Source organism: Corynebacterium sp. LK2590 (assembly GCF_040946105.1).
Classification (GTDB): Bacteria; Actinomycetota; Actinomycetes; order Mycobacteriales; family Mycobacteriaceae; genus Corynebacterium.
On the sequence record NZ_JAYWMH010000007.1, the window covers coordinates 96,855 to 120,085 of the forward strand.

General features: G+C 65.1%; 19 protein-coding genes. 14 read left to right on the top strand and 5 right to left on the bottom strand.

Features of this window, described 5'->3' with window-relative positions; genetic code table 11:
• Positions 1 to 77 precede the first annotated feature (77 nt).
• Positions 78 to 1,487, top strand: coding sequence for an aldehyde dehydrogenase family protein (locus VVR85_RS09625; RefSeq protein ID WP_368520678.1), 1,410 nt, complete (start codon positions 78 to 80; stop codon positions 1,485 to 1,487).
• A gap of 234 nt (positions 1,488 to 1,721) precedes the next feature.
• On the opposite strand, the gene VVR85_RS09630 is transcribed toward VVR85_RS09625, so the two are convergent.
• Together VVR85_RS09630 and VVR85_RS09635 are read right to left on the bottom strand one after the other, a co-directional pair.
• Positions 1,722 to 2,927, bottom strand: a complete 1,206-nt coding sequence (locus VVR85_RS09630) for a DUF3500 domain-containing protein (RefSeq protein ID WP_368520679.1) — start codon at positions 2,925 to 2,927, stop codon at positions 1,722 to 1,724.
• A gap of 116 nt (positions 2,928 to 3,043) precedes the next feature.
• Complete coding sequence (locus VVR85_RS09635; RefSeq protein ID WP_368520680.1) at positions 3,044 to 4,732, bottom strand: alkaline phosphatase; 1,689 nt, start codon at positions 4,730 to 4,732, stop codon at positions 3,044 to 3,046.
• A 339-nt stretch (positions 4,733 to 5,071) separates the two neighbouring features.
• Between VVR85_RS09635 and VVR85_RS09640 the strand changes: the two genes are divergently transcribed.
• Positions 5,072 to 6,955 (top strand): fibronectin type III domain-containing protein, encoded by a 1,884-nt coding sequence (locus tag VVR85_RS09640; protein ID WP_368520681.1) that lies wholly within the window; start codon positions 5,072 to 5,074, stop codon positions 6,953 to 6,955.
• A gap of 98 nt (positions 6,956 to 7,053) precedes the next feature.
• Here VVR85_RS09640 and VVR85_RS09645 read toward each other — a convergent pair whose 3' ends face one another.
• Positions 7,054 to 8,319 carry an AMP-binding protein gene (locus VVR85_RS09645; RefSeq protein ID WP_409338208.1) on the bottom strand — a complete coding sequence of 422 codons (1,266 nt, stop codon included), beginning with the start codon at positions 8,317 to 8,319 and terminating at the stop codon, positions 7,054 to 7,056.
• Positions 8,320 to 8,608: 289 nt separating this feature from the next.
• Positions 8,609 to 9,220: a TetR/AcrR family transcriptional regulator gene (locus VVR85_RS09650; RefSeq protein WP_368520683.1), complete on the bottom strand. Its 612-nt coding sequence runs from the start codon at positions 9,218 to 9,220 to the stop codon at positions 8,609 to 8,611.
• Between the two features lie 96 nt (positions 9,221 to 9,316).
• Between VVR85_RS09650 and paaI the strand changes: the two genes are divergently transcribed.
• The 10 genes from paaI (at position 9,317) to VVR85_RS09700 (ending at position 17,574) form a co-directional block, all read left to right on the top strand.
• Positions 9,317 to 9,832, top strand: a complete 516-nt coding sequence (gene paaI, locus VVR85_RS09655; RefSeq protein WP_409338204.1) for a hydroxyphenylacetyl-CoA thioesterase PaaI — start codon at positions 9,317 to 9,319, stop codon at positions 9,830 to 9,832.
• A 159-nt stretch (positions 9,833 to 9,991) separates the two neighbouring features.
• Complete coding sequence (gene paaA / locus VVR85_RS09660) at positions 9,992 to 10,993, top strand: 1,2-phenylacetyl-CoA epoxidase subunit PaaA (protein WP_368520684.1); 1,002 nt, start codon at positions 9,992 to 9,994, stop codon at positions 10,991 to 10,993.
• Between the two features lie 45 nt (positions 10,994 to 11,038).
• A complete protein-coding gene (paaB, locus tag VVR85_RS09665) occupies positions 11,039 to 11,335 on the top strand; it encodes a 1,2-phenylacetyl-CoA epoxidase subunit PaaB (RefSeq protein WP_368520685.1) in 297 nt (98 codons plus the stop codon).
• Positions 11,332 to 12,168: a 1,2-phenylacetyl-CoA epoxidase subunit PaaC gene (gene paaC, locus VVR85_RS09670; protein ID WP_368520686.1), complete on the top strand. Its 837-nt coding sequence runs from the start codon at positions 11,332 to 11,334 to the stop codon at positions 12,166 to 12,168. The genes paaB and paaC overlap by 4 nt, the downstream gene beginning before the upstream one ends.
• 15 nt (positions 12,169 to 12,183) lie before the next feature.
• Entirely contained in the window at positions 12,184 to 12,735 is a 552-nt protein-coding gene (gene paaD / locus VVR85_RS09675) for a 1,2-phenylacetyl-CoA epoxidase subunit PaaD (protein WP_368520687.1), read from the top strand.
• Positions 12,735 to 13,919 (top strand): 1,2-phenylacetyl-CoA epoxidase subunit PaaE, encoded by a 1,185-nt coding sequence (gene paaE / locus VVR85_RS09680; protein ID WP_368520688.1) that lies wholly within the window; start codon positions 12,735 to 12,737, stop codon positions 13,917 to 13,919. The genes paaD and paaE overlap by 1 nt, the downstream gene beginning before the upstream one ends.
• A 52-nt stretch (positions 13,920 to 13,971) precedes the next feature.
• Entirely contained in the window at positions 13,972 to 14,748 is a 777-nt protein-coding gene (locus VVR85_RS09685; protein ID WP_368520732.1) for an enoyl-CoA hydratase/isomerase family protein, read from the top strand.
• 1 nt (position 14,749) lies between these two features.
• Positions 14,750 to 15,955, top strand: a complete 1,206-nt coding sequence (locus VVR85_RS09690) for an acetyl-CoA C-acyltransferase (protein ID WP_368520689.1) — start codon at positions 14,750 to 14,752, stop codon at positions 15,953 to 15,955.
• Between the two features lie 5 nt (positions 15,956 to 15,960).
• Positions 15,961 to 16,734 (top strand): enoyl-CoA hydratase/isomerase family protein, encoded by a 774-nt coding sequence (locus VVR85_RS09695; RefSeq protein ID WP_368520690.1) that lies wholly within the window; start codon positions 15,961 to 15,963, stop codon positions 16,732 to 16,734.
• Positions 16,735 to 17,574: a 3-hydroxyacyl-CoA dehydrogenase family protein gene (locus tag VVR85_RS09700; RefSeq protein WP_368520691.1), complete on the top strand. Its 840-nt coding sequence runs from the start codon at positions 16,735 to 16,737 to the stop codon at positions 17,572 to 17,574.
• Positions 17,575 to 17,612: 38 nt separating this feature from the next.
• Here the strand turns inward: VVR85_RS09700 and VVR85_RS09705 are convergent, their stop codons facing one another.
• Positions 17,613 to 18,011, bottom strand: coding sequence for a PaaI family thioesterase (locus VVR85_RS09705; protein WP_368520692.1), 399 nt, complete (start codon positions 18,009 to 18,011; stop codon positions 17,613 to 17,615).
• 86 nt (positions 18,012 to 18,097) lie between these two features.
• Here VVR85_RS09705 and paaZ point away from each other — a divergent pair, with 86 nt between their 5' ends.
• Together paaZ and leuS are read left to right on the top strand one after the other, a co-directional pair.
• Entirely contained in the window at positions 18,098 to 20,206 is a 2,109-nt protein-coding gene (paaZ, locus tag VVR85_RS09710) for a phenylacetic acid degradation bifunctional protein PaaZ (RefSeq protein ID WP_368520693.1), read from the top strand.
• A gap of 44 nt (positions 20,207 to 20,250) precedes the next feature.
• The gene (leuS, locus tag VVR85_RS09715) at positions 20,251 to 23,103 is read left to right on the top strand and encodes a leucine--tRNA ligase (protein ID WP_368520694.1); all 2,853 of its coding nucleotides are present in this window, start codon (positions 20,251 to 20,253) and stop codon (positions 23,101 to 23,103) included.
• The last annotated feature ends 128 nt before the right edge of the window (positions 23,104 to 23,231 follow it).

The window sequence follows — 23,231 nt, forward strand, 5'->3', positions numbered from 1 at the left end:
GTGAAACCATGGATGTGTGACCTGTGCAATACTGGAGGCCAAGTTCTTGACCCTCCGATCCTCTCCCAGGAGTTCTCGTGACCACAGTGCACAACTACGCAGACCTGCTCCCCCACGTCGACTCGGGCACGGGGCGCGAAATCATTAACCCGGCGACCGAAGAAGTCGTCGGCGTCGCGCCCGTCGGAACCGTGGACGACGTCGACGTCGCGGTGAATAAGGCCCGCGCGGCGCAGAAAGACTTCGACCGGCTAGGGGATGCCGCCCGCTGCGACCTTTTGCTCAAGGCGGCCGACGTCATCGAGGAACACGCGGAGGCGCTCGCGGAGCTGCTATCCCGCGAGCAGGGCAAGCCGCTCAACGGCCCGAACGCGCGCTTTGAAGTCGGTGCCTGTTCCGCGTGGCTGCGCGCCACGGCGTCGTTCGAATCCCCGGACTACACCGCGGTGGATGACGACATCACGGCCACCGTGCACTACCGCCCCCTGGGCGTGGTGGGAGCTATCGGCCCGTGGAACTGGCCCATGATGATCACCGTCTGGCAGGTCGCCCCGGCACTGCGGATGGGCAACGTGGTTGTTGTGAAGCCTTCCGAATACACGCCGCTGTCCGTGCTGGCGTTGATGAAGATCATGAACGATGTGCTGCCCGATGGCGTCCTCCAGGTGGTCACCGGCGACGGCGAAGTCGGCGCGGCGATGTCCACCCACGCGGGGATCGACAAGATCATGTTCACCGGCTCGACCGCCACGGGGCGCAAGATCGTGGAATCCTCCGCGGCCAACCTGACGCGCCTGACGCTGGAGCTGGGCGGTAACGACGCCGGCATCGTCCTGGATGACGCGGACATCGACGCTATCGCCGGGGATCTCTTCTGGGGCGCGTTCATCAACACCGGCCAGACCTGCGCGGCGATGAAGCGCCTCTACGTGCCGGCGGCACAATACGACGACGTGGTCGCGGCGCTGATCGAAGTAGCGAAGAATTCCCCCATGGGCGTTGGTCTCGAGGATGACAACGTCCTCGGCCCACTGCAGAACAAGCAGCAATTCGAGATCGTCGACCGCTTGGTCAAGGAGGCGAAGAAGGGCGGCGCCACGGTGCTACTCGGCGGTGAGCCGGACTACGACGCGCCGGGCTACTTCTACCCCACCACGTTGGTCGGGGACATCGACCCGGATAACCCGCTCGTGGTGGAAGAGCAGTTCGGCCCCGTGCTGCCGATCATCGCCTACGAGGACGAGGAGTGGGCCATCGAGCAGGCGAACAAGCTGGATGTCGGGCTGGGCTCGTCGGTGTGGTCCAGCGACCGCGAGCGCGCGCGTCGCGTGGCCGCCCGGCTGGAGGCCGGAACCACGTGGATCAACGGCCACGGCGGGGTGGATCCCCGCGTGCCCTTCGGCGGCATTAAGTCCTCCGGCTACGGGGTGGAATTCGGCGCGGAGGGGCTGAAGGGCCTAGCCTACCCGCACATCATCAACGGCTAAAGGCCAAAACCTGCCGAGAGATAATTCACCGCAGCGCAACGTGGCGCCCGCCATGCAGGACCCCACGGGCCTTGAGCACCACCCCAAGGTCGGCGACGCCGTCGGGCTGAGGATCAGCCGGCCGATGGTCTACCCGGCAACCTAACGGCCCGTTCTAGGCTTCGGCGCCATTTTGGGTTCGGTGGTCCGGCGGGGTGCTGTCAGCCTGCGCCGCGCCGGGCGGGGTGCCGGCGGCTAGGCCGTCGGGTCCTTTCCCCCACCGGGGCCGCCTTCGGCACCCGGTCCGGAGCCCTCCTGCTGAGTGGTCGTGCCGGCATAGTCGTTCTGGGGATCGCGGTAGATGGTGTGGATATGGCCCCAGCCGGAGGTGGTCACCCCGTCGACATCCGCGCCGGCAGAGCCCTGCTGGTTGGCGAATTCGATGTAGGCGCTCGGTCCGGAAATCTGGAAGTAGATGCCCTCGCCCTGGGTCATGTCGTAGGTGGTGGCACCGGACCAGTTGATATACGTCTCGTCCAAGGTATCCCGGATAGCACTCAGCGTGGTCTCGTTGGTGGACTCGTCGGAGAGTGTGGTCCATTGCGCGATGAGCTCGAGAAGGAGCTCCTTCTGCTCGTCGTTGAGATCCGCGCCTTTTAGCCCGGTACCCGTGTCGTAGTCGCAGGTGCTGCCCGGGGCGCAGCTGAGGTTCTTTACTTCCTCGCCCTGGTAGAGCTGCTCCTTCTGCTCATCGGTGAGTGAGTCGTAGAAGGCAAAGGCGGCCTCGTAGATGTTGCTCATCGGCTGCACCTCTTCGCCCGCGTCGTTGGTGTAGACAGCCGGCTGGGCGCCGAAGTGGGTGGGCGCGAAGGTGATGGAACCGTCGCTGAACGTGGCGTTTAGGCCCAGGTGGTGGCCGCCGAACTGCAGCGCCCACTCGCCGGATTCACTCGGGGTGCCGTACAGCGTGAAGTAGTACTGCCCCAAGGAGTCTTCCGTCGAAGACGAGTTGTCCAGGAGGTACTGGTCGCCCTCCATGATGGCGACGACCCGCTCATAGGCGCTTTCGGATAGCAGGGTTTCGAGCACTTTCAACGCCGCGGCGCGCTGTTCGTCGTTGAGGTCGTTGAGGTTGAGCCCATTGCGTTCCACGAAGGTTACCGGGAAGTTGGACCAGGCGGTTGAGCGGGAGTCGTCGTCCATGCTGAGCTGGACCGCTTCCTTTTGCTCGTCGCTTAGCGTGTCCAAGAACTCTTGGACGGCCTGGGCGGTGGCCGCGGTGGTCTCGCTAGAGGAACTGGAGGTGGTGGTGGACGCGGTGCTGGTGCTTGCCGAGCTGGAGCTCGCGGCGGTGGCATCGTTAGCCGAGCCGGTGCCTGTGGAGCAGGCGGCGAGCGGGATGGTCAGGGCGGTGGCGGCCAGGAGGGCGGCCACTTTCGTGCGGAGTCTGTGCGATGTCATGAACTCGAGACTAAGCCGCCCGGGTGCCAAAGCCGTGGGGTTTTCGGGGCAGTAAACCGAGAGCTTCCTGAACGGTTGCTGTACGCCTCGGCCCTACCCGAAACCCTGTGACCTGCCTATTCGCCGTCCGAGGGGTCGAAGCCGCCGTCCACGCGCCAGGTGCGGGTGGTGTGCAGGGAGACGCTGGCTTCGGGGTCCTCGACGTCTGAGACGCGGTAGTAGCGCATCTCTACGTCGTCGGCGCGCAGCTGCGCGACCGCGTAGCCGTGGGCGTCGTAGTCGAGGTGGTTGACGTTGGGGTTCGCGTCCTTGATGGCGCTTTCCACCAGCACGGAGGTCGATTTGTCCTCCGCGTGGTAGATGCCCGTGTACTCAGTCAGGATTTCGTCGACGTTCGGCGCGGAGATGGACGTGGTCACCATCTCGCAGGCGACCTCCTTGTCACCGGTGTAGATGGAGTTGGCCCACTCGGAGTGGATATCGCCGGTGACGAAGAAGTTGTGGCGGCCGCGCTTCCCTAAAAGCTCGAGCAGCTTGTCGCGGTCGTGGGTGTAGCCGTCCCACTGGTCGGAGTTAAGCGCGATACCGGAGCGGGAGGCCTTCATCGCCTGGATTGCTTCTTCGGCCTCGCGGTTGCCCGGCATGGTCAGCAAGCGCATGGGCGACATCATGACCGAGTTGCCCAGCACCATCCAGCGCGCCGGGGAGGTCTCCACGACATCGGTCAGCCAGGCGAACTGCTCGCTGCCGAGCATGGTGCGGTCCGGGCTGGCGAAGTTGGCGGAGGTGGTCTCCGCGTCGCGGTAGCTGCGCAGGTCCATCAGCGTCAGCTCCATGAGGTCGCCGAACTGGAAGCTGCGGTAGAGGTGGCCTTCCTTCGAGGTGCCGGCCTTGCGCAGCGGCATCCACTCGAAGTAGGCCTGCAGGGCCTGGTCGCGGCGGCTGGCCCACTGGCCCTCGGCGAAGCCGTCGGTGTGGTTTTCCGCGCCCTCGCGCCAGGCGTTGTTTGCGGACTCGTGGTCATCCCAGGTCACGACCCACGGGGCGGAGGCGTGCGCGGCCTGCAGGTGGGCATCAGTGCGGTACCGGCCGTAGCGCATGCGGTAGTCCTCGAGGGTGGTGATCTCCCACGTCGGGTGGTGCGGGCGGGCGATGCCGGACTTGCCCACGTACTCGCCCGTGCCGTATTCGTAGATGTAATCGCCGAGGAAGACGACGAGGTCGAGCTCGCCAGACCAGCCGCGCTTGGCCATGTCGCGGTAGGCGCAGAAGAAGCCGGATTTGTAGTTCGCGCACGATGCCACGGCGAAGGTCAGCTGGTCCGGGCTGTCCCCGTGGGCGGGTGCGGTCTTGGTGCGGCCCACCGGGGACTCGGCCCCGGCGTGCGGGCCGTCGGCAACGCGGAAGCGGTAGTAATACTCGGTGGCCGGGCTCAGGTCGTGCGGCTCCGCGTGGATGGTGTGGTCGCTATCCGGGCTGGTGGTCTCCGTGCCGCGGGCGACGATGTCGCCGAACTCGGGGCTGGTAGACACCTCCCAGTCGACGCGGGTGGGCTCGCCCAGGCCGGAGCCGGGCAGCGAGTCACGATCCGGGGTAACGCGGGTCCACAACACCACGGAGCTCGGCAACGGGCCGCCGCTGGCCACGCCGTGCAAGAACGGCAGGCTGGCACCGGAATCTTGGTTATAAATATCCAACGGGGAGGTGGGCTGGTCTTGGGCAAAGGCGGGGGCCGCGGCGATGCCGGCTGCGGTAAGGGAGGCAGCGGTCAGGGCCGTGCGGCGGGAGAAACGAGTCGTCTTCATGGCTGTCAAACTAGCCCAGTCCAGGGTCCCTCGCTGCGGGAATAAGTGCTGGTTGTCAAGTTTTAAGTAGAAGTTATTTTCTGAGCAACCTGACTTTAACCTGGCATTTACCTGTATTTGTTTCCATATGCCTAACGTTTTGCTCAAGCCGGGTGGTTTACGCGGGCGACCGAAGATTTTCCCTCGTGACCGCCCGGCTCTAAAGCTGTAAAACAACTCGCCCACCACTCTGCTTTTGGTTCTGCCGCACGGATCACTTGGCACTGCAGCCCCGACACCAATGAATAACTGCAGTGTCATCCGGCCCCGCGGTAGGACCGTCTGACCAGGAAGAAGCTCATGATTAAAGCTCGCCTCAACCGCTCATTCGTGGCGCTTGGTTGCGCTTTGTCTGTCACCCTAGCCTCCGGCGCCGTCGTCCCGACCGCCGCGCAGGCGCAGGAGTCCCCGATTTTCCGCCAGGTCCTGCAGCCGGGCGCGGATGAAACCTCCGTCATCGTCTCCTGGCGCACCAACCACAAGGGTGAGGAAAAGCTCAAGGTCTACCCGACCGGGCAGGAAGACCAGGCGAAGGAATTCGACGCCAAGGAGAAGGACGCCGGCCGCATCCTCTACCTGTCCAACTACGCTACGGCTACCGGCCTGGCGGAGAACACCGAGTACACCTACGTGGTGGGCTCCGACGAGGGCGGCTGGTCCGCCCCGCACACGTTCAACACCGGTTCCTACGGTGATGACTGGTCCTTCGTCACGATTAGCGACGCGCAGATCGGCGTGGGCGCGAAGATCGAGGAACAAACCGAGCAGTGGAATAAGACCATCAACAAGGCCATCGGTGACGTTCCGGATTCGCGGCTCATCTGGTCCCTGGGCGACCAGATTGAGGGCTGGGGCGCTCCCCTGGCTCAGTACGACGGCTTCTTTAGCCCGGATGTCATCCGGCAGATCCCGCTCAGCGCTATCCCGGGCAACCACGAGGGTTACCCCTCCGCGATTGCTTTTGGTGACTACGACGAGCACTTCATCAACCCCAACCAGGCCCCGGACCTGCGCAACTCCTGGTTTGAGCGCAACAACGTGCTCTTCATCAACCTGGACTCCAACGCAAGCCAAGAGGACGACATTGAGCGCCACAAGCGCTTCCTCAAGGACACCATCGACAACCGGGGCGCCTTCAACGAGTGGGTAATCGTGGGTATGCGCCACTCCCTGTACTCGCAGGCCACCCACTACACCGACTCCGATGTCGGACGCCTGCGCGACGGCCTGGCGGATACCTTCTCTGAGCTCGGCGTCGACGTGGTCCTGTCGGGCCACGACCACATCTACACCCGCACCCACCTGATGAACGGCCATGAGCCGGTCTCTGAGGGCTTGGGCAAGCGCAATGACAAGCTTTCCCCGAACGACAACGAGGTCCTTTACCTGACCACCACCAGCGCCGGCGGCGGCAAGTTCTACGATTTCCAGGACGTCAACGGCGAAAAGCAGCCGAACGCCCGCATGGAACACGTCCCGCAGGAACTGGTGCACGACTCCACCGCCTACGGGCGCCAGGACTACACCCCGGATTACCTGCGGGTGGACGTGACCGGCGAGCAACTGCGCCTGACCACCTACGACGAGCCCACCGGCGCACTCGTCGACCGCGTCACCCTGGAAAACCGCGACCGCGCCCTGGTCGATCCGCGCGAGGAGCAGCCGGAACCGACCGAAGAGCCGTCGACCGAGCCGTCGACGGAGCCCTCCAAGGAGCCGACCACCGAACCGTCGACCGAGCTTTCTGAGGAACCGTCTACCGAACCGTCGACCGAGCCTTCTGAAGAGCCGACCACCGAGCCGAGCGAACCGGAAGAGTCCACCGAGCCGAACAAGCCGTCCGAGCCGGCTGAGACTACGAAGCCAGCTGAGCCGACCGAGCCGGGTAAGCCGGGCGAGACTGAAGAGCCTTCGAAGCCGAGCAAGCCGTCTGAACCGGCGAAGCCGAGCAAGGAACCGAACAAGGAAGGCAGCAGCGGCAGCAGCAATGGCAGCTCCGGTAGCTCGAGCAGCAGCAACGGTAGCTCCGCTAGCTCGCAGGGCTCTTCCAACGTCTTCTGGGGCTTTAGCCTGGTCGCGGCCGTGCTGGGTGCGCTTGGCTTGGGCAGCTGGGCAGTCTGGAAGTATGTACCGCACCTGATGATGAAGCCGGTCAAGAACTTCTTCGACCGTATCTTTGGCTAGGCCCTTAACTAGCCGGCACGCCAAGAGCCGCGCGGCGCTGAGATGTTCAGCGTTCGCGCGGCTCTTGTTCTGTGCTTCAGGTAGGTCGGGAACCAGGCTTACTTGTTGCGGTTGTCGACCAGGCGCTTGGCCTTGCCGTCGCCGGAATCGAAGTGCTCGACCAGCTGGATTTCGACGGTGACGCCAATCCGGTCCTTGATCTGCTTGCGCAGCTGGCGCTCGGAGGCGTCGAGGTCGTCGCGGCTCAGGTTTTCGGCGTGCTGGACGACCAGGGTCAGGTGGTCCATGCGGCCGCGCTTGCTCAGCACGCACTGGTAACGGGGGCGCAGGTTGCGGTCTTCGGTGATGATTTCCTCGAACTGCGACGGGAAGCAGTTCACGCCGCGCAGGATGATCATGTCGTCGTTGCGGGCGGAGATGCGGTCCAGGCGGCGCATCGAACGCGCCGTGCCCGGCAGGATGCGGGTCAGATCATGCGTGCGGTAGCGGATGATCGGGAAGGCTTCCTTGGTCAGGGAGGAAATGACCAGCTCGCCGTACTCGCCATCCGGGAGCGGCTGCAGGGTCTCCGGGTCGATGATCTCCGGGTAGAAGTGATCCTCCCAGACGGTCAGACCGTCCTTGGTCTCGATGCACTCCTGCGCCACGCCAGGGCCCATGACCTCGGACAGGCCGTAGATGTCGGTGGCGTCGATGCCGAAGCCTTCCTCCAGCTCGCGGCGCATGCCCTCGGTCCACGGCTCGGAGCCGAAGACGCCGGTGCGCAGGGAGGTCTCCCGCGGGTCGATGCCCTCCTTGCGCATACGGTCCAGGAGGTTGAGGACGTAGGAGGGGGTGCCGAGGATGGCGTCCGGCTCGAAGTCCTTGATGAGCTGGATCTGGCGTTCGGTCTGGCCGCCGGAGGTTGGGATGGCGGTGGCGCCGAGGGCCTCCACGCCGTAATGCGCGCCCAGGCCGCCGGTGAAGAGCCCGTAGCCGAAGGTGATCTGCACCTTGTCGCTCGGGCGCAGACCGCCGGCCCGCAGGGAGCGGGCCATCAGGTCAGACCAGATGCGGATGTCGTTGTCGGTGTAGCCAACCACCGTCGGGCGGCCGGTGGTCCCGGAGGAGGCGTGGATACGAGCGATCTGCTTCTGCCCCACCGCGAACATGCCGAAGGGGTACTCGTTGCGCAGCGTCTCCTTGTCCGTGAACGGGAACTTCGCGAAGTCGGCGAGCTCCTTGAAATCGTCGGGGTGGACGCCGAGTTCATCGAAGGCTCGGCGGTAGTGGGGAACGTTGTAATACGCGTGGCGGAGCTCGTTGCGAGCGCGCTCAGTCTGGAGGGCGATGATTTCGTCTCGCGAGGCGTATTCAATGCCCATTTGGGGGCCATAGTTGTCGGAGAAAATATCAAAAGTTGCAGTCACAGCAGTGCCTTTCACTTCGGGAAACGTGCAGGCCCACACCTGGCGTCTTCTCGAATGCGCCTATTGGGTTGGAAGTCATGGGTGCCGCGGGAGCGGCGAGCGATTAATTCCTGACTTAACAATCGGTCAGTTAAGTCTTGTGAGGTAGAATACAGGCGATTTTAGTGAGTGGCAACACATTTTGGGGAAATTGTTGTTTCGGTCAATGTTGTTCAACAATCCCCGACCTGGTGTTTTGGCGAGCTTAGCGCGGTGAAAGACCGCCGAAGAGCAGGCGTTCCACGCTGTTGGCGATGTCCTCTGCGCCGAATTTCCCGCCGGGTTCGTACCAGTCGGACACGGAGTTGACCATGCCGAAGGCGAGGCGGGTTAGGGTGGCCGCTTCGAGGTCGTTGCGGATATCCCCGGTCTCTTGGGCCTGCTTGACCATCGGGATGACCGACCGGGTAAGCGCGCGGCGGCGTTCGAGTGCGCGTTCCTCGACTTCGGAGTTACCGCGCAGGCGCAGAAGCAGCGCCACGGATTCGGGATCGCTGCACAGAACGTGCACGGACCCGCGGACCAGCATGGCGATCTGCTCGGCCGGGGTGGCGTCGGCAGCCTGGGCCTCGGCGACCACGTCCTCGAGCTGCCCCATGGCGCGGGAAACGGTCTCCTCGAGAATCTCTTCCTTGGAGGAGATGTGGTGGTACAGGGCGGACTTGGAAATTCCCAGGTCGTTTGCCACAACTCCCATGGACGTCGCCTCGTAGCCGCGGGTGTTGAACGCCTTGATGGCGGCGCGGATTACGTCGGCGCGTGAGTAGCCAGGGCGGCCGCGGTGGGTGTCGGTACTCGTGTCAGTCACGCATTCCATTCAAGCACGACTTAGTCGCAGCGGTTATAGTATGTGTCACCCACACCCGGAAGTTTTCTCTTTGCGCTGGCCAAATAACTCCCAAGGAGAGTAGAAATGTCAGCCAATAACTCCACCCCCTCCCGCTCTACTGCCGCGGAGGAAATGTCGACCGAGGCAGTTGCGCCCGCTCCCGTGCTAGCGCCCGGCGTAGCCGCGAGCCCGGAGTTCGTGCACGTCCGCGAGATGTTCGAAAGCGACCGCGCGACCGCCTTTCTGGGGGTGACCATCACCGAGCTTGACCTGGGGCACTGCGCGGGTGAATTCACCGTGCGCCCCGAGATGTGCAACGGGCATGACACCTGCCAGGGCGGTTTTCTCTACGCCTTCGCCGATTCCCTGTTCGCCGGCGCCTGCAACTCCTACGGCGACGTCGCCGTGGCGGCGCACAATTCCATCCACTACCTCGCGCCGGGCTTTTCCGGACAGCGGGTCGAAGGCGTGGCCACGACGCGTCAGTCCTGGGGCCGAAACGGGATCGTGGACGTCACGCTGCGCGCCGACGGCCGGGACATCGCCGAGTTTCGCGGCACGTACCGGGTCCTCCCTGGCAAGCCGGAGAAGCGGAGCTAGGCCGCGAGGCGATTATCGCGGGGCCACAATGACGGCCCGTTAATTGCCACCTAGATCACACTTGCTATTGACGTAGGTCACATTTTCTCATATACTGACCAACCATTCAGTAGGTAATCCTGCTACTGACACTCTCCCCACCCGAGGAGGAAACCCACCATGACTAACCGTGACCAGGCATTAACCGCAATCGATGGCGCCGCTGACGCGGAATTCGACGTCGCCCAGGCCCAGCAACGCTTCGATGAGATCATCGCGGAGGACTCCCGCATCGAGCCCACCGACTGGATGCCCGAGGCCTACCGCAAGACCCTGACCCGCCAGATCTCCCAGCACGCGCACTCCGAAATCATCGGCATGCAGCCGGAGGCCAACTGGATCACCCGCGCTCCTTCCTTGAAGCGCAAGGCCATCCTGATGGCCAAGGTCCAGGACGAGGCCGGCCACGGCCTCTACCTGTACTCCGCCGCCGAGACCCTCGGTACTCCCCGCGATGAGCTGGTTGACCAGCTGCTAGACGGTCGTGCCAAGTACTCGTCCATCTTCAACTACCCGGCCCGTACCTGGGCGGATATCGGCGCTATCGGCTGGCTGGTCGACGGTGCGGCCATTTGCAACCAGGTGCCGCTGTGCCGCGCTTCGTATGCGCCTTATGGCCGCGCGATGGTGCGTATCTGCAAGGAGGAATCCTTCCACCAGCGCCAAGGCTGGGAGATCCTCTACGAGCTCGCGCACGGCACCGAGGCCCAAAAGCAGATGGCCCAGGAAGCCATCAACCGTTTCTACGGCCCGGCCCTGCAGATGTTCGGCCCGCCGGATGATGACTCCCCCAACAGCAAGCAGTCGATGGCCTGGAACATCAAGCGCTTCTCCAACGACGAGCTGCGCCAGCGCTTCGTGGACATGATCGTCCCGCAGGCAGAAGCCCTGGGGCTGCACTTCGAGGACCCGGACCTGAAGTGGAACGAGGAGCGCGGCCACTACGACTTCGGCGAACTGGACTGGGACGAGTTCAAGTCCGTCATCAAGGGCAACGGGCCCTGCAACGAGCAGCGCCTGCAGCGCCGCAACCAGGCCCACGACGAGGGCGCCTGGGTCCGCGAGGCCGCCGCTGCCTACGCGGAGAAGTACCACCACACCGACTCGGCGCTTTCGGCCTAGCGCCCGGGCGCAGTGAGCAACTAGGAATTAAGGAGTATCCACCCCATGACCGCTAACCAGGGAAACGAGTGGCCCATGTGGGAAGTGTTTGTGCGCTCTTCCCGCGGCCTTTCCCACGTCCACGCCGGCTCTTTGCACGCCCCGGACGCGACGATGGCGCTGCGCAACGCGCGCGACCTCTACACCCGCCGCAACGAGGGCACATCCGTGTGGGTTGTCCCCTCGGAAGCTATCGCCTCGTCGGATCCGGACTCCAAGGGCGGCTATTTCGAGTCGCCGCAGGGCAAGAACTACCGCCACGCCACCTACTACGACAAGTCTGAGGGGGTGCCGCACCTGTGAGTGGATTCGCTGCCGCGGACTCCGCCACCAAGCAATCGCAGGGTGACGGTATTACCGCAGAAGACATTGTGGCCTCCGGCGCTACCGCCGACCAGGACGTGGCCAACTACGCCATCACGCTGGGCGACGACGCTCTCATCCTGGCCCAACGCCTGGGCTGGTGGATCTCCCGCGCCCCGGAGATGGAAGAAGACATTGCGCTGGGCAATATCGCCCTGGACCTTATCGGGCACGCCCGCTTCTTGCTCTCCTACGCCGGAACCGCCTTTGACAAGACCGAGGACGATCTCGCCTACTTCCGCGACGAAGAGGAGTTCTGCTCTTGCCGTCTCGTGGAGCAGGAAAACGGCGACTTCGGCCACACTATCGCTCGCCAGCTCCTCTTTTCCTACTACCAATACGGGCTGTACACCGCCCTGCTGGAGTCGGCCGACCAGACGCTGGCTGCCATCGCGGCGAAGGCGATCAAGGAGGTTGAATACCACGTCGACCACGCCAACCAATGGGTGCTGCGTCTCGGCCTCGGGACTGAAGAGTCCAAGCGCCGACTGACTGCGGGCCTGGAGCACATGTGGCCCTACCTCGACGAGCTCTTCGAGGACTTGCCGGTGCACGAGAAGCTGGCGGAGCGATCCATCGCGGTGCTCCCGTCCAGCCTGCGCCCGCAGTTCGACGAGCGGATCGCGTACGTGCTGGACAAGGCCGGCCTTGAGGTGCCGCAGGTCAAGCAGGCACGCTCCGGCCAGCGAACCGGCTGCTTTTCGGAATACCGCGGCTTCATCCTGGCGGAGATGCAGTCCCTGGCCCGGAAGCACCCGGGCGCTACCTGGTAGCGGGAGGTGACAGTGATGGCTAGCCAGACCCCCACCAACCAGCCGGCGCACCCTCTGCGGCCCGCGGATCCGGAAGCCGCCCGGGTTTGGGACGTGGCTGCCCAGGTCCCGGACCCGGAAATCCCAGTCATTTCTATCGCCGACCTGGGCATCCTGCGGGCAGCGACCTTAGAGGGCGAGACCGCCGTCGTCACTATCACCCCGACCTACTCGGGCTGCCCGGCGATGGAGCACATCACGACCGATATCGTCCGGGCCTTGGAAGAGGCGGGATATAGCTCTTCCCGCGTCGACCTCGTCCTGGATCCGGCGTGGACCACCGACTGGATTACCGAGCGGGGCAAGCAAAACCTCCGCGACTACGGCATCGCCCCGCCCACCGGGCAATCGCGAAAGGCAAATGACGGGCCCATCCCGCTGACCTTGGCCCCGCCGCCGGCCATCGAATGCCCGCACTGCGGTTCGCGCCGCACTCAGAAACTTGCACAATTTGGCTCTACGTCCTGCAAGGCGCTCTACAACTGCCAGGACTGCCTGGAGCCTTTCGACTACTTCAAGGTGCACTAATGACTACTCCCACCACAACTGCCCCGGCCGAGTCGGCCCAGAAGCCGGCCAAGAAGAAGGCGACCTTTCACCCCCTGACGGTCTCTGCGGTGCGGCCGCTGACCGACGACGCGGTGGAGGTCTCCTTCGCAGTCCCGCCGGAACTCCAAGACGACTACGACTACGTGCCCGGCCAGTACGTGGCGCTGCGCGCCACCATCGACGGCAAAGAAGTCCGCCGCTCCTATTCCATCTGCGACGTCCCCCGGGACGGGGTCATCCGCGTGGCCATCAAGCGCGACCGCGGGGGCGTGTTCTCCACCTGGGCGAACACCGAGCTGGAGGCCGGCTATGAGATGGACGTGATGAACCCGCAGGGCGCGTTCACCTCCAAGACCCACCTGACCGGCCTGAACAACCCGGAGGCCGTACGCGAGGAACTAGAAAAACTGGATAACCCCCACCTGGTGGCTATCGCGGCCGGTTCTGGCATCACCCCGATCATGGCTATTGCCCAAACCGTCCTGAACGAGTCGGAGCGGACCACCTTCGAGCTCATCTTCGCCAACAAGGGCGGCGGGGACGTGATGTTCGCCGAGGAGATTGGCGATCTGAAGGACAAATTCCCCAACCGCTTCGCGGTCCACCACGTCCTGTCCCGAGAGCAGCGCGTCAACCCGCTGTTCTCCGGTCGCATTGATGCGGAGAAGCTCCAGACGCTGCTGGACAACGTCATCCAGACCGGTTCGGTCGACGAGTGGTTCCTCTGCGGCCCCTTCGAGCTAGTCCAGCTGGTCCGTGACGAGCTTTCGGGCCGCGACGTCGCGGAAGAGGCGGTGCGCTACGAGCTGTTTACCACCGGTAAGCCTTCCGGCAACCAGGGCCAGACCGGCCGCGAGGTGGAAGCCGACCCCGAGGGCGACAACGTGGACATTGAATTCACCCTGGACGGCCTGTCCGGTTCCGTGCAGTCCCCGGTCTCGGCCAACGAGTCCCTGCTCAATGCCGCGCTGCGGGCGCGCCCGGACGTCCCCTTCGCCTGCGCCGGCGGCGTGTGTGGCACCTGCCGCGCGAAGCTCGTCGACGGCGAGGTCGACATGGCCGAAAACTACGCCCTGGAAAAGGACGAGGTTGAGGCCGGCTACATCCTGACCTGCCAGTCGCGTCCGAAGACCGACAAGATTTCCCTCGATTTCGACGCTTAGTCAACAGCCGGACTACCCACCACCCCAACAGAAAGAGAAGAAAGCAATGTCGATGATCGATTATCACTTTGCCCCGGACACCGGCGTCGCTGAAGTCGTGCTCAACAACCCGCGAGCCCGCAACGCGATGGGGCCAGAGGATTTGGCGGAGCTAAAGGACACCCTCGACAAGGCCGCGCAGGATAAGCCACGCGCGCTGGTGCTGCGGGGTGAGGGCAAGGGCTTTAGCGCCGGCCGGAATATCAAGGGCCTGAACCCGCGCGAGGACGACGCCACCGAGTTCCTCGCCGGGGCGGTTACCCCGGTGCTACGCGCGATTGATGACTTCCCGGCCCCGACGTTCGCGCTGGTGCACGGCGCGTGCCTGGGCGTGGGCCTGGGCCTGGCGCTGGCCTGCGATGTCGTCTACGTGGCCGACGATGCCCTCTTCGGCTCCCCGTTCGCCAACCTCGGCGCCACGCTGGATTCGGGCGGGCACGCCCTCTTCGTCGAGCGGCTTGGTGTCCACCGCGCCATGGACCTCATCATCACCGGCGACCTGATTTCCGGCGCGGACGCGGTGGCCGCCGGCTTGTTCTCCCGCGGGGTCCCGGCGGACGAACTGCTCGAGTTCGGCCGGACCAAGGCCGCCGCCGCAGCGCAGGGCGCGACCCAGGCCTTCCTGGCCAGCCGCGCGTTGGTGGCCAGCATCCGGGACGAGCGCACCGGTTTCTGGGACAGCGTGGACGCCGAAAACCAAGCGCAGGGCCGCCTGTGCGATACCGAAGACTATTACGAAGGCTTTGCCGCGTTCAACGAGAAGCGCCAGCCGGAATTCAAAGGAGCCTAAAATGTCCGATTCTTCTGCATACCTCGTATCCGGTTTCCGCACCCCGGTGGGCCGCTACGGCGGGGCCCTGTCGTCGGTGCGGCCGGATGACCTGATGGCGCTGACCATCAAGAAGACCGTCGAAGAGTCGGGCCTGGATCCGGCCGCCGTCGACGAGGTCATCATCGGCAACGCCAACGGGGCGGGCGAGGAAAACCGCAACGTCGCCCGCATGGCCTGGCTGCTGGCCGAGTTCCCGGACACGGTCCCGGGGATGACCATTAACCGCCTGTGCGCGTCCGGCATGTCGGCTATCGCGCTGGCCACCGCTCTGGTGGAGTCTGGCCAGGCCGAGGTCGTGGTCGCCGGCGGCGTGGAGTCGATGTCGCGCGCCCCGTGGGTGATGGAAAAGCCGACGAAGGCCTTCGCCAAGCCGGGCGCGGCCTTCGATACCGCCATCGGCTGGCGCTTCGTGAATGACAAATTCGCGGCGCAAGAAAAGCTCACCTATTCCATGCCGGAAACGGCCGAGGAGGTCGCCAACACCTTCGGCATCAGCCGCGAGGACGCCGACGCCTTCGCGCTGCGCTCCCACCAACGGGCGCTCAAGGCCATCGCGGACGGCAAGTTCGCCCACGAAATCGTGCCGGTGGAGGTCACCGACCGGAAGGGCAACGTGACCGTGGTGGATACGGACGAAGGCCCGCGCGCTAATACCTCCGCGGAGGCGCTGGCCAAGCTGAAGCCGGTCACCAAGCTCGGCGAGGTCACCACCGCGGGCAACGCCTCCTCGCTTAACGACGGTGCCTCGGCGGTCATCGTGGCCTCGGCCGCAGCGATCCAAAAGTACGGGCTGAAGGCCCGCGCCCGCGTCGTGGCGAACTCTGCCCGCGGCGTGAGCCCGGAAATCATGGGCACCGGCCCGATCCCGGCGACGCGCGACGTGCTGGAGCGCGCCGGGTGGGGCCTGGACTCGGTGGATGCGGTGGAGCTCAACGAGGCCTTTGCCAGCCAGTCGCTGGCCTGCATCCGGGAGCTCGGGCTGGACGAGGACAAGGTCAACGCCTGGGGCGGCGCCATCGCCCTGGGCCACCCGCTGGGCTCGTCCGGCTCCCGCATCACCCTCACCCTGTTGAACCGCTTGGAGCAGGACGGCGGCGCGCGCGGCATCGCCACCATGTGCGTGGGCGTTGGCCAGGGTTCCGCTATCGCGATTGAGAAGGTGTAAAAGACATGCCAGAAGCACTCGAGATCATCCCCGGTGACGGCTTCGTCACCGCCCGCTTAAACCGTCCGGAGGTTCGCAACGCCATCGATGAAACGATGGTCGCGGAGCTTCACGAGCTGTGCCAGCAGCTGGAAAACGATCCGCAAATTCTCATCCTGACCGGCTGCATAGCCGAAACCTCGAAGGGGCCGCGCGGGATCTTCGCCTCCGGGGCGGATATCGCGCAGCTGCGCGAGCGCCGCCGCGCCGACGCGCTGCGCGGCATCAACTCCGGCATCTTCGACCGGATCGCTAAGCTGCCCTCCCCGGTCATCGCGGCCATCGACGGCTTCGCCCTGGGCGGCGGGCTGGAGCTCGCCCTTGCCGCTGATTTCCGGCTGGCCACCCCGCGCGCCAAGTTCGGGCAGCCGGAGGCGGGTCTAGGCATCATCGCCGGCGCCGGCGCGCTCTGGCGACTCAAGGAGACCGTGGGCGCTCCCGTGGCCAAGGAAATCCTCCTGGCGGGACGCATCCTGAGCGGCGAAGAGGCGCACGCGCTGCACCTGGTCACGGAAATTCACGAGCCGGAAGAACTGGACGCGGCGGCCGCGGACTTGGCCGGGCGCATCGCGGCGCTCGACCCGCTGGCAGTGCGCCTAAGCAAGCAGCTCATGGACATGCCGGCGGCGGCCCACCCGGCCGTGGACAACATCGCCCAGGCCGTCCTTTTTGAATCCCCCGCCAAGTTCGACCGCATGCAAGCATTCCTCGACAAGAAGAACAAGAAGAAGGGCAAGTAAATGACTATCCCGAACAAAGTAGGCGTCCTGGGTGGCGGCCGGATGGGCGCGGGAATTGCGCACGCCTTCCTCGCCGCGGGCTCGGAAGTCACCGTCGTCGACATCAATGAAGACGCGGCCCAGGCCGCGCGGGAGCGGGTGGAAAAGGCCATCCGCGGCTCCCTTGACCGTGGCGCTGAAGGAAGCTTTGAATCCTGGGCCGAACGCCTGATCACCAGTACCGAGGTGGGCGACTTTGCCGGCTTTGAGCTGGTGGTCGAGGCGGTCCCGGAGTCCATGGAGCTCAAGCAGGAGGCCTTCGGGAATATCGCGAAGACCGCTCCGAAGGCGGTCATCGCCACCAACACCTCCTCGCTGTCCGTGACTGAGCTCGCCGCCACCGTGGACAACGACGTCATCGGCCTGCACTTTTTCAACCCGGTCCCAGCCTCCAAGCTGGTCGAGGTCGTGGTCGCCGAGTCCACCCCGGAGGTCTTGGTCGCCCAGTCCCGCGAATGGGTCGCAGGCCTGGGCAAGACGGCAGTGGTGGTCAAGGACGCGCCGGGTTTCGCCTCCTCCCGCCTGGGCGTGGCCATTGCCCTGGAAGCCATCCGCATGGTTGAGGAGGGCGTGGCCGAACCGCGCGACATCGACAACGCGATGGTCCTGGGCTACAAGTTCCCCATCGGCCCGCTGGAGCTGACCGACATCGTGGGTCTCGACGTGCGGCTGGGCATCGCGGAGTACCTGGAGTCCACCCTGGGCGAGCGCTTCGCCCCGCCGCAGCTGATGCGGGACATGGTCGCTCGCGGCGAGCTGGGCCGCAAGGCCGGCAAGGGTTTCTACGATTACTCCGAATAAGCCCGCACGGCACTTCGACTTGGTACCGGGTAACGGTGTTAGCGCTTGTCCACTACGGCGTTGGTGATGCGGGCGGTGCACAGCCGGGTGCCGGCTTCGTCCGTGATGACGATTTCGTGGCTGCAGAGCGTGCGGCCTAGCCGGATGGCCGTGGCGGTGGCCGTGACCAGTCCCTCCCGCCCGGAGGCGTGGTGGGTGGCGTTGAGATCCACGCCGACGGCCACTTTTCCCAAGGTAGAGGCGTGGATGACCGCGGCCCAGCTACCTACGGCCTCTGCGAGGCAGGCCATCGCCCCGCCGTGTAGGAGCCCGAAGGACTGGGTATTGCCGCTAACCGGCATGGTCGCCACCACTCGTTCGGGGGACTGTTCGATGACCTCGACGCCCATCTTCTTGTCCAGCTCGCCCAACTCGATTTCCCAAGGCTGGTTTTCCATCCTGACTCCTTCCACTGTGATGTGGGTTATACTACTCTCAAATACTGACCGACCGTTCGGCAACTAATGAAAGGATACTTTCTCCCGTGACTACCGCCAGCAACACTGTCTTTGACGCGACTACCCACAGCCCGGGCGTGGTTCCGAGTTACCTGAATGGTCAGTGGGTCACCCCCACTGATGTCGAAGGGGCCAAGGAGGTGCGCGACTCCTCCACCGGAGAACTCGTCGCCACGGTCTTCGCGGAAGGCCTCGACATCGCCGCCGCGGTTGACTACGCCCGCAGCACCGGCCGCGCCGGGATGCAGGAACTTACCATCCATGAGCGCGCCCTGAAGATTAAAGAGCTGGCGCTCTACCTGCAGGATCACAAGAAGGAGCTGAACGAACTGGCGCATGCCGCCGGCGCCAACAAGCGCGACAACTTCGTCGACATCGACGGCGGTATTTCTACGCTGTTTACCTTCTCTTCCAAGGGGCGCCGGGAGATGCCGAACTCGATGGTCGTCACGGACGGCGAGCCCGAGGTCTTCTCCCCCGACGGCAGCTTCATCGGCCGCCATATCTACACCTCCATTCCCGGCATCGCCGTGCAGATCAACGCCTTCAACTTCCCGGTCTGGGGCATGCTGGAGAAATTCGCACCGGCCTTCATCGCAGGCGTGCCGACCATCGTGAAGCCGGCGACCCCGACGGGTTACATCACCCAGGCCTGCGTCCGCCTGATGGTCGAGTCGGGGGTGCTGCCGGAAGGATCCATTCAGCTCATCTCCGGTTCCGCCCGCGACCTGTTGGACTACCTAGACTACCGCGACCACGTGGCGTTTACCGGCTCGGCGGACACCGCTCACAAGCTGCGCAGCCACGCCAACGTCATCGAGGGCGGGGTGCAGTTCAGCGCCGAGGCGGACTCGCTCAACGCGGCCATCCTCGGCACGGATGCCACCGGGGACTCGCCCGAGTTCACCGCCTACGTCAAGGCCGTCTTCGGGGAGATGACCTCGAAGGCCGGGCAGAAGTGTACGGCCATCCGCCGCGCCATTGTGCCGCACCAGCTGGTCGAGCCTTTCATCGCCGCGCTGTCGCAGCGCTTGGACGATAAGGTCGTCGTGGGTGACCCCCGCGAGGAAGGCTCCACCATGGGCCCGCTGGTCTCCGTGGAGCAGCGCGACGACGTCGCCGCAGCCGTCGGCGCCCTGGAAAACGCCGGCGGCGAAGTGGTCTACGGCGGCGCGGACAAGCTGGAGGGCGCGTTTTTCGCCCCGACCATCCTGAAGTTCGCGGACGCGAAGAATCCCACGGTGCACTCCACTGAGGCCTTCGGCCCGGTCGTTTCCGTCCTGGGCTACGAGACCGTCGACGAGGCCGTCGAGCTGGCAGCACTGGGTGCGGGTTCCCTGGTGGCCTCCGTCGTGACCCACGACCCGGAGCTGGCCACGCAATACGGGCGGGGCATCGCGGCCCACCACGGCCGCCTGCACTTCCTGGACCGCGACGACGCGAAGACCTCCACGGGCCACGGCTCTCCCCTGCCCCACCTCATCCACGGTGGACCGGGTCGCGCGGGCGGCGGCGAGGAGCTCGGCGGCGTGCGCGGCATCAAGCACTTCATGCAGCGCACCGCCGTCCAGGGCACGCCGGATCACCTCACGGCCGTCACGGGCCAGTGGCACCGCGGCGCCCAGGTCAACCGGGTCACCCGTGCGGACGTGGAATCCGGGAAGGGCACCCACCCGTTCCGCAAGGACCTCGCCACGCTGCGCATCGGTGACCAGTTCGCCTCGGATCTACGGAAGGTCACCCTGGAGGACATCACCGCCTTCGCGGAGTCGACCGGGGACACCTTCTACGCGCACACGAACGAGGAGGCCGCCACTGCCAACCCCTTCTTCCCGCGCCGGGTCGCCCACGGCTACCTGCTGGTCTCCTGGGCCGCCGGCCTGTTCGTCGAGCCGGCCCCGGGCCCGGTCCTGGCCAACTACGGCCTGGAGAACCTGCGGTTTATCACCCCGGTCACCTACGACGACTCCATCCGAATCGAGCTGACCGCCAAGCAGATCACCCCGCGCGTGACCGATGACTACGGCGAGGTTCGCTGGGACGCCGCGCTCTACAACCAGGAGGATGAGCTGGTCGCTTCCTACGACGTGCTGACCCTGGTGGAGAAGGAAGAGACCATCTATGCCACGGTTTAACCTAAACTGACACCGCTAACCTGCGGCGACTACACTAAGTGCCTATGACTAACCCGAGTGATTCCACGGATACTACCGCGCACCGCTATACGCCGGAACTGGCTAACCAGATTGAGAAGACCTGGCAGCAGTACTGGGCAGATAATGGCACTTTTAACGCGCCGAACCCGACCGGCGACCTGGCTACGGATGGCGAGTTGCCGGCGGAAAAGCTCAACGTGCAGGACATGTTCCCCTACCCCTCCGGGGCGGGGCTGCACGTGGGCCACCCGCTGGGTTATATCGCTACGGACACCTTCGCCCGCTACAACCGCATGCTGGGCAAGAACGTGCTGCACACTCTGGGTTATGACGCCTTCGGCCTGCCGGCTGAGCAGTACGCCATCCAGACGGGCACGCACCCGCGGACGACCACGATGGCCAACATTGACAACATGCGTCGGCAGCTGGGCGCCCTGGGCCTGGGCCACGACCCGCGCCGCAGCGTGGCCACCACGGATCCGGAGTTTTACAAGTGGACGCAGTGGATCTTCCTGCAGATTTACAACGCCTGGTTCGATGAGGAGCAGGGTAAGGCCCGCCCGATTTCGGAGCTGATCCAGGAGCTGGAGGCGAACAAGCGCACCACCAAGGACGGGCGCTACTACGAGGATCTCACCGCGGCGGAAAAGGCCGAGGCGGTGGACGAGTTCCGCCTGGTCTACCTGTCGAATTCCACGGTGAACTGGTGCCCGGGCCTGGGCACCGTGCTGGCCAACGAGGAGGTGACCGCGGACGGCAAGTCCGAGCGCGGTAACTTCCCGGTCTTCCGCAAGAACCTGAAGCAGTGGATGATGCGCATTACCGCGTACTCGGACCGGCTGCTCGACGACTTGGAGCTGTTGGACTGGCCGGAGAAGGTCAAGTCCATGCAGCGCAACTGGATCGGCCGCTCCCGCGGCGCGGACGTGAACTTCACCGCGGAGGGCCAGGAGATCACCGTCTTCACCACCCGCCCGGACACCCTGTTCGGCGCGGAATACGTGGTGCTGGCGCCGGAGCACGAGCTGGTCGACCACCTGCTGTCCCCCATCCCTTACGACGACGACATCGATGAGCGCTGGACCTACGGCCACGATGACCCGAAGGAGGCCGTGGAGGCCTACCGCGAGGACATCGCCGCGAAGTCCGACCTGGAGCGCCAGGAAAACAAGGACAAGACCGGCGTCTTCCTGGGTACCTATGCCACCAACCCGGTCTCCGGGAAGCAGGTCCCGATCTTCATCGCGGACTACGTCCTGACGGGCTACGGCACCGGCGCCATCATGGCGGTCCCGGCCCACGACATCCGTGACTACGAGTTCGCGCAGACCTTCGGCCTGCCGATCACGGAGGTCGTTAGCGGCGGCGACGTCAGCACCGAGGCGTGGACCGAGGACGGCACCCTGGTCAATTCGGCTAACGATGCCGGGCTGGATCTCAACGGCCTGGACAAGAAGGCCGCCATCGCCCGCACCATTGCCTGGCTGGAAGAGACCGGCAAGGGCGCGGAGAAGATCCAGTACAAGCTGCGCGACTGGCTGTTTGCCCGCCAGCGCTACTGGGGCGAACCGTTCCCGATCGTCTACGACGCGGACGGCCACGCCCACGCCCTGCCGGAGTCCATGCTGCCGGTCGAGCTGCCGGAGGTAGAGGACTACGCGCCGGTCTCCTTCGATCCGGAGGATCGCAACTCGGAGCCGCAGCCGCCGCTGGCCAAGGCCCGCGAGTGGGTCGAGGTCGAGCTGGACCTGGGCGACGGCCCGCAGACTTACTACCGCGACACCAACGTCATGCCGCAGTGGGCCGGGTCCTCCTGGTACCAGCTGCGCTACGTGGATCCGACCAACGACGAGCAGTTCTGCGACCTCGAGAACGAGCGTTACTGGACCGGCCCGCGCCCGCAGGAGCACGGCGCCAACGATCCGGGCGGCGTCGACCTGTACGTCGGCGGCGTGGAGCACGCCGTGCTGCACCTGTTGTACTCCCGTTTCTGGCACAAGGTGCTCTACGACTTGGGCTTTGTCAGCTCCAAGGAGCCGTACCGCCGCCTGTTCAACCAGGGCTATATCCAGGCCTATGCCTACACGGATTCCCGCGGCGTTTACGTCCCGGCCACCGAGGTCGAGGAGAAGGACGGCAAGTTCTACTACAACGGCGAAGAGGTCAACCAGGAATACGGCAAGATGGGCAAGTCCCTGAAGAACGCCGTCGCCCCGGATGACATCTGCCGCGACTTCGGCGCGGACACCCTGCGCGTCTACGAGATGTCGATGGGCCCGCTGGACACCTCCCGCCCGTGGGCGACCAAGGACGTGGTGGGTGCGCAGCGCTTCCTGCAGCGCCTGTGGCGCCTGGCCGTCAACGAGGAGACGGGTGAGCTGGCGGCTACCGATGCCGCCCTGACCGAGGACGATCTGAAGGCCCTGCACCGCACCATCGCGGGCGTGCGCGACGACTACGAGAACCTGCGCCTGAACACCGTCGTGGCCAAGCTGATCGAGTACGTCAACTACCTGACCAAGGCCTACTCGGACGGCGCGCCGCGGCAGGCCGTGGAGCCCATCGCCCAGATGGTCTCCCCGGTCGCCCCGCACATCGCGGAGGAGATCTGGCGCCGCTTCGGCCACGCAGAGACCATCACCTTCGAGCCCTTCCCGGCCTACGAGGACAAGTACCTGGTGGACGATGAGATCGAGGTCCCGGTCCAGATCAACGGCAAGGTCAAGTCCCGCATCCACGTCGCCGCCGATGCCGACCAGGACACCGTTCTGGCCGCCGCCTCCGCCGACGCGAAGATCGCAGATCTGATTAGCGGCAAGAACGTGGTCAAGCAGATCTACGTGCCCGGCCGTATGGTCAACCTCGTCGTGAAGTAGCGGGGAGTCTCCACTAGGGAGACGGGCGGATACTTCCTTTTGGGGTAATCCGCCCGAAAACCCGCGGTGAGGTGGGGTGATCCCGCCGCGGGTGAACTGCGGGGACCGCTCGGAGGGCTTGTTTAGGG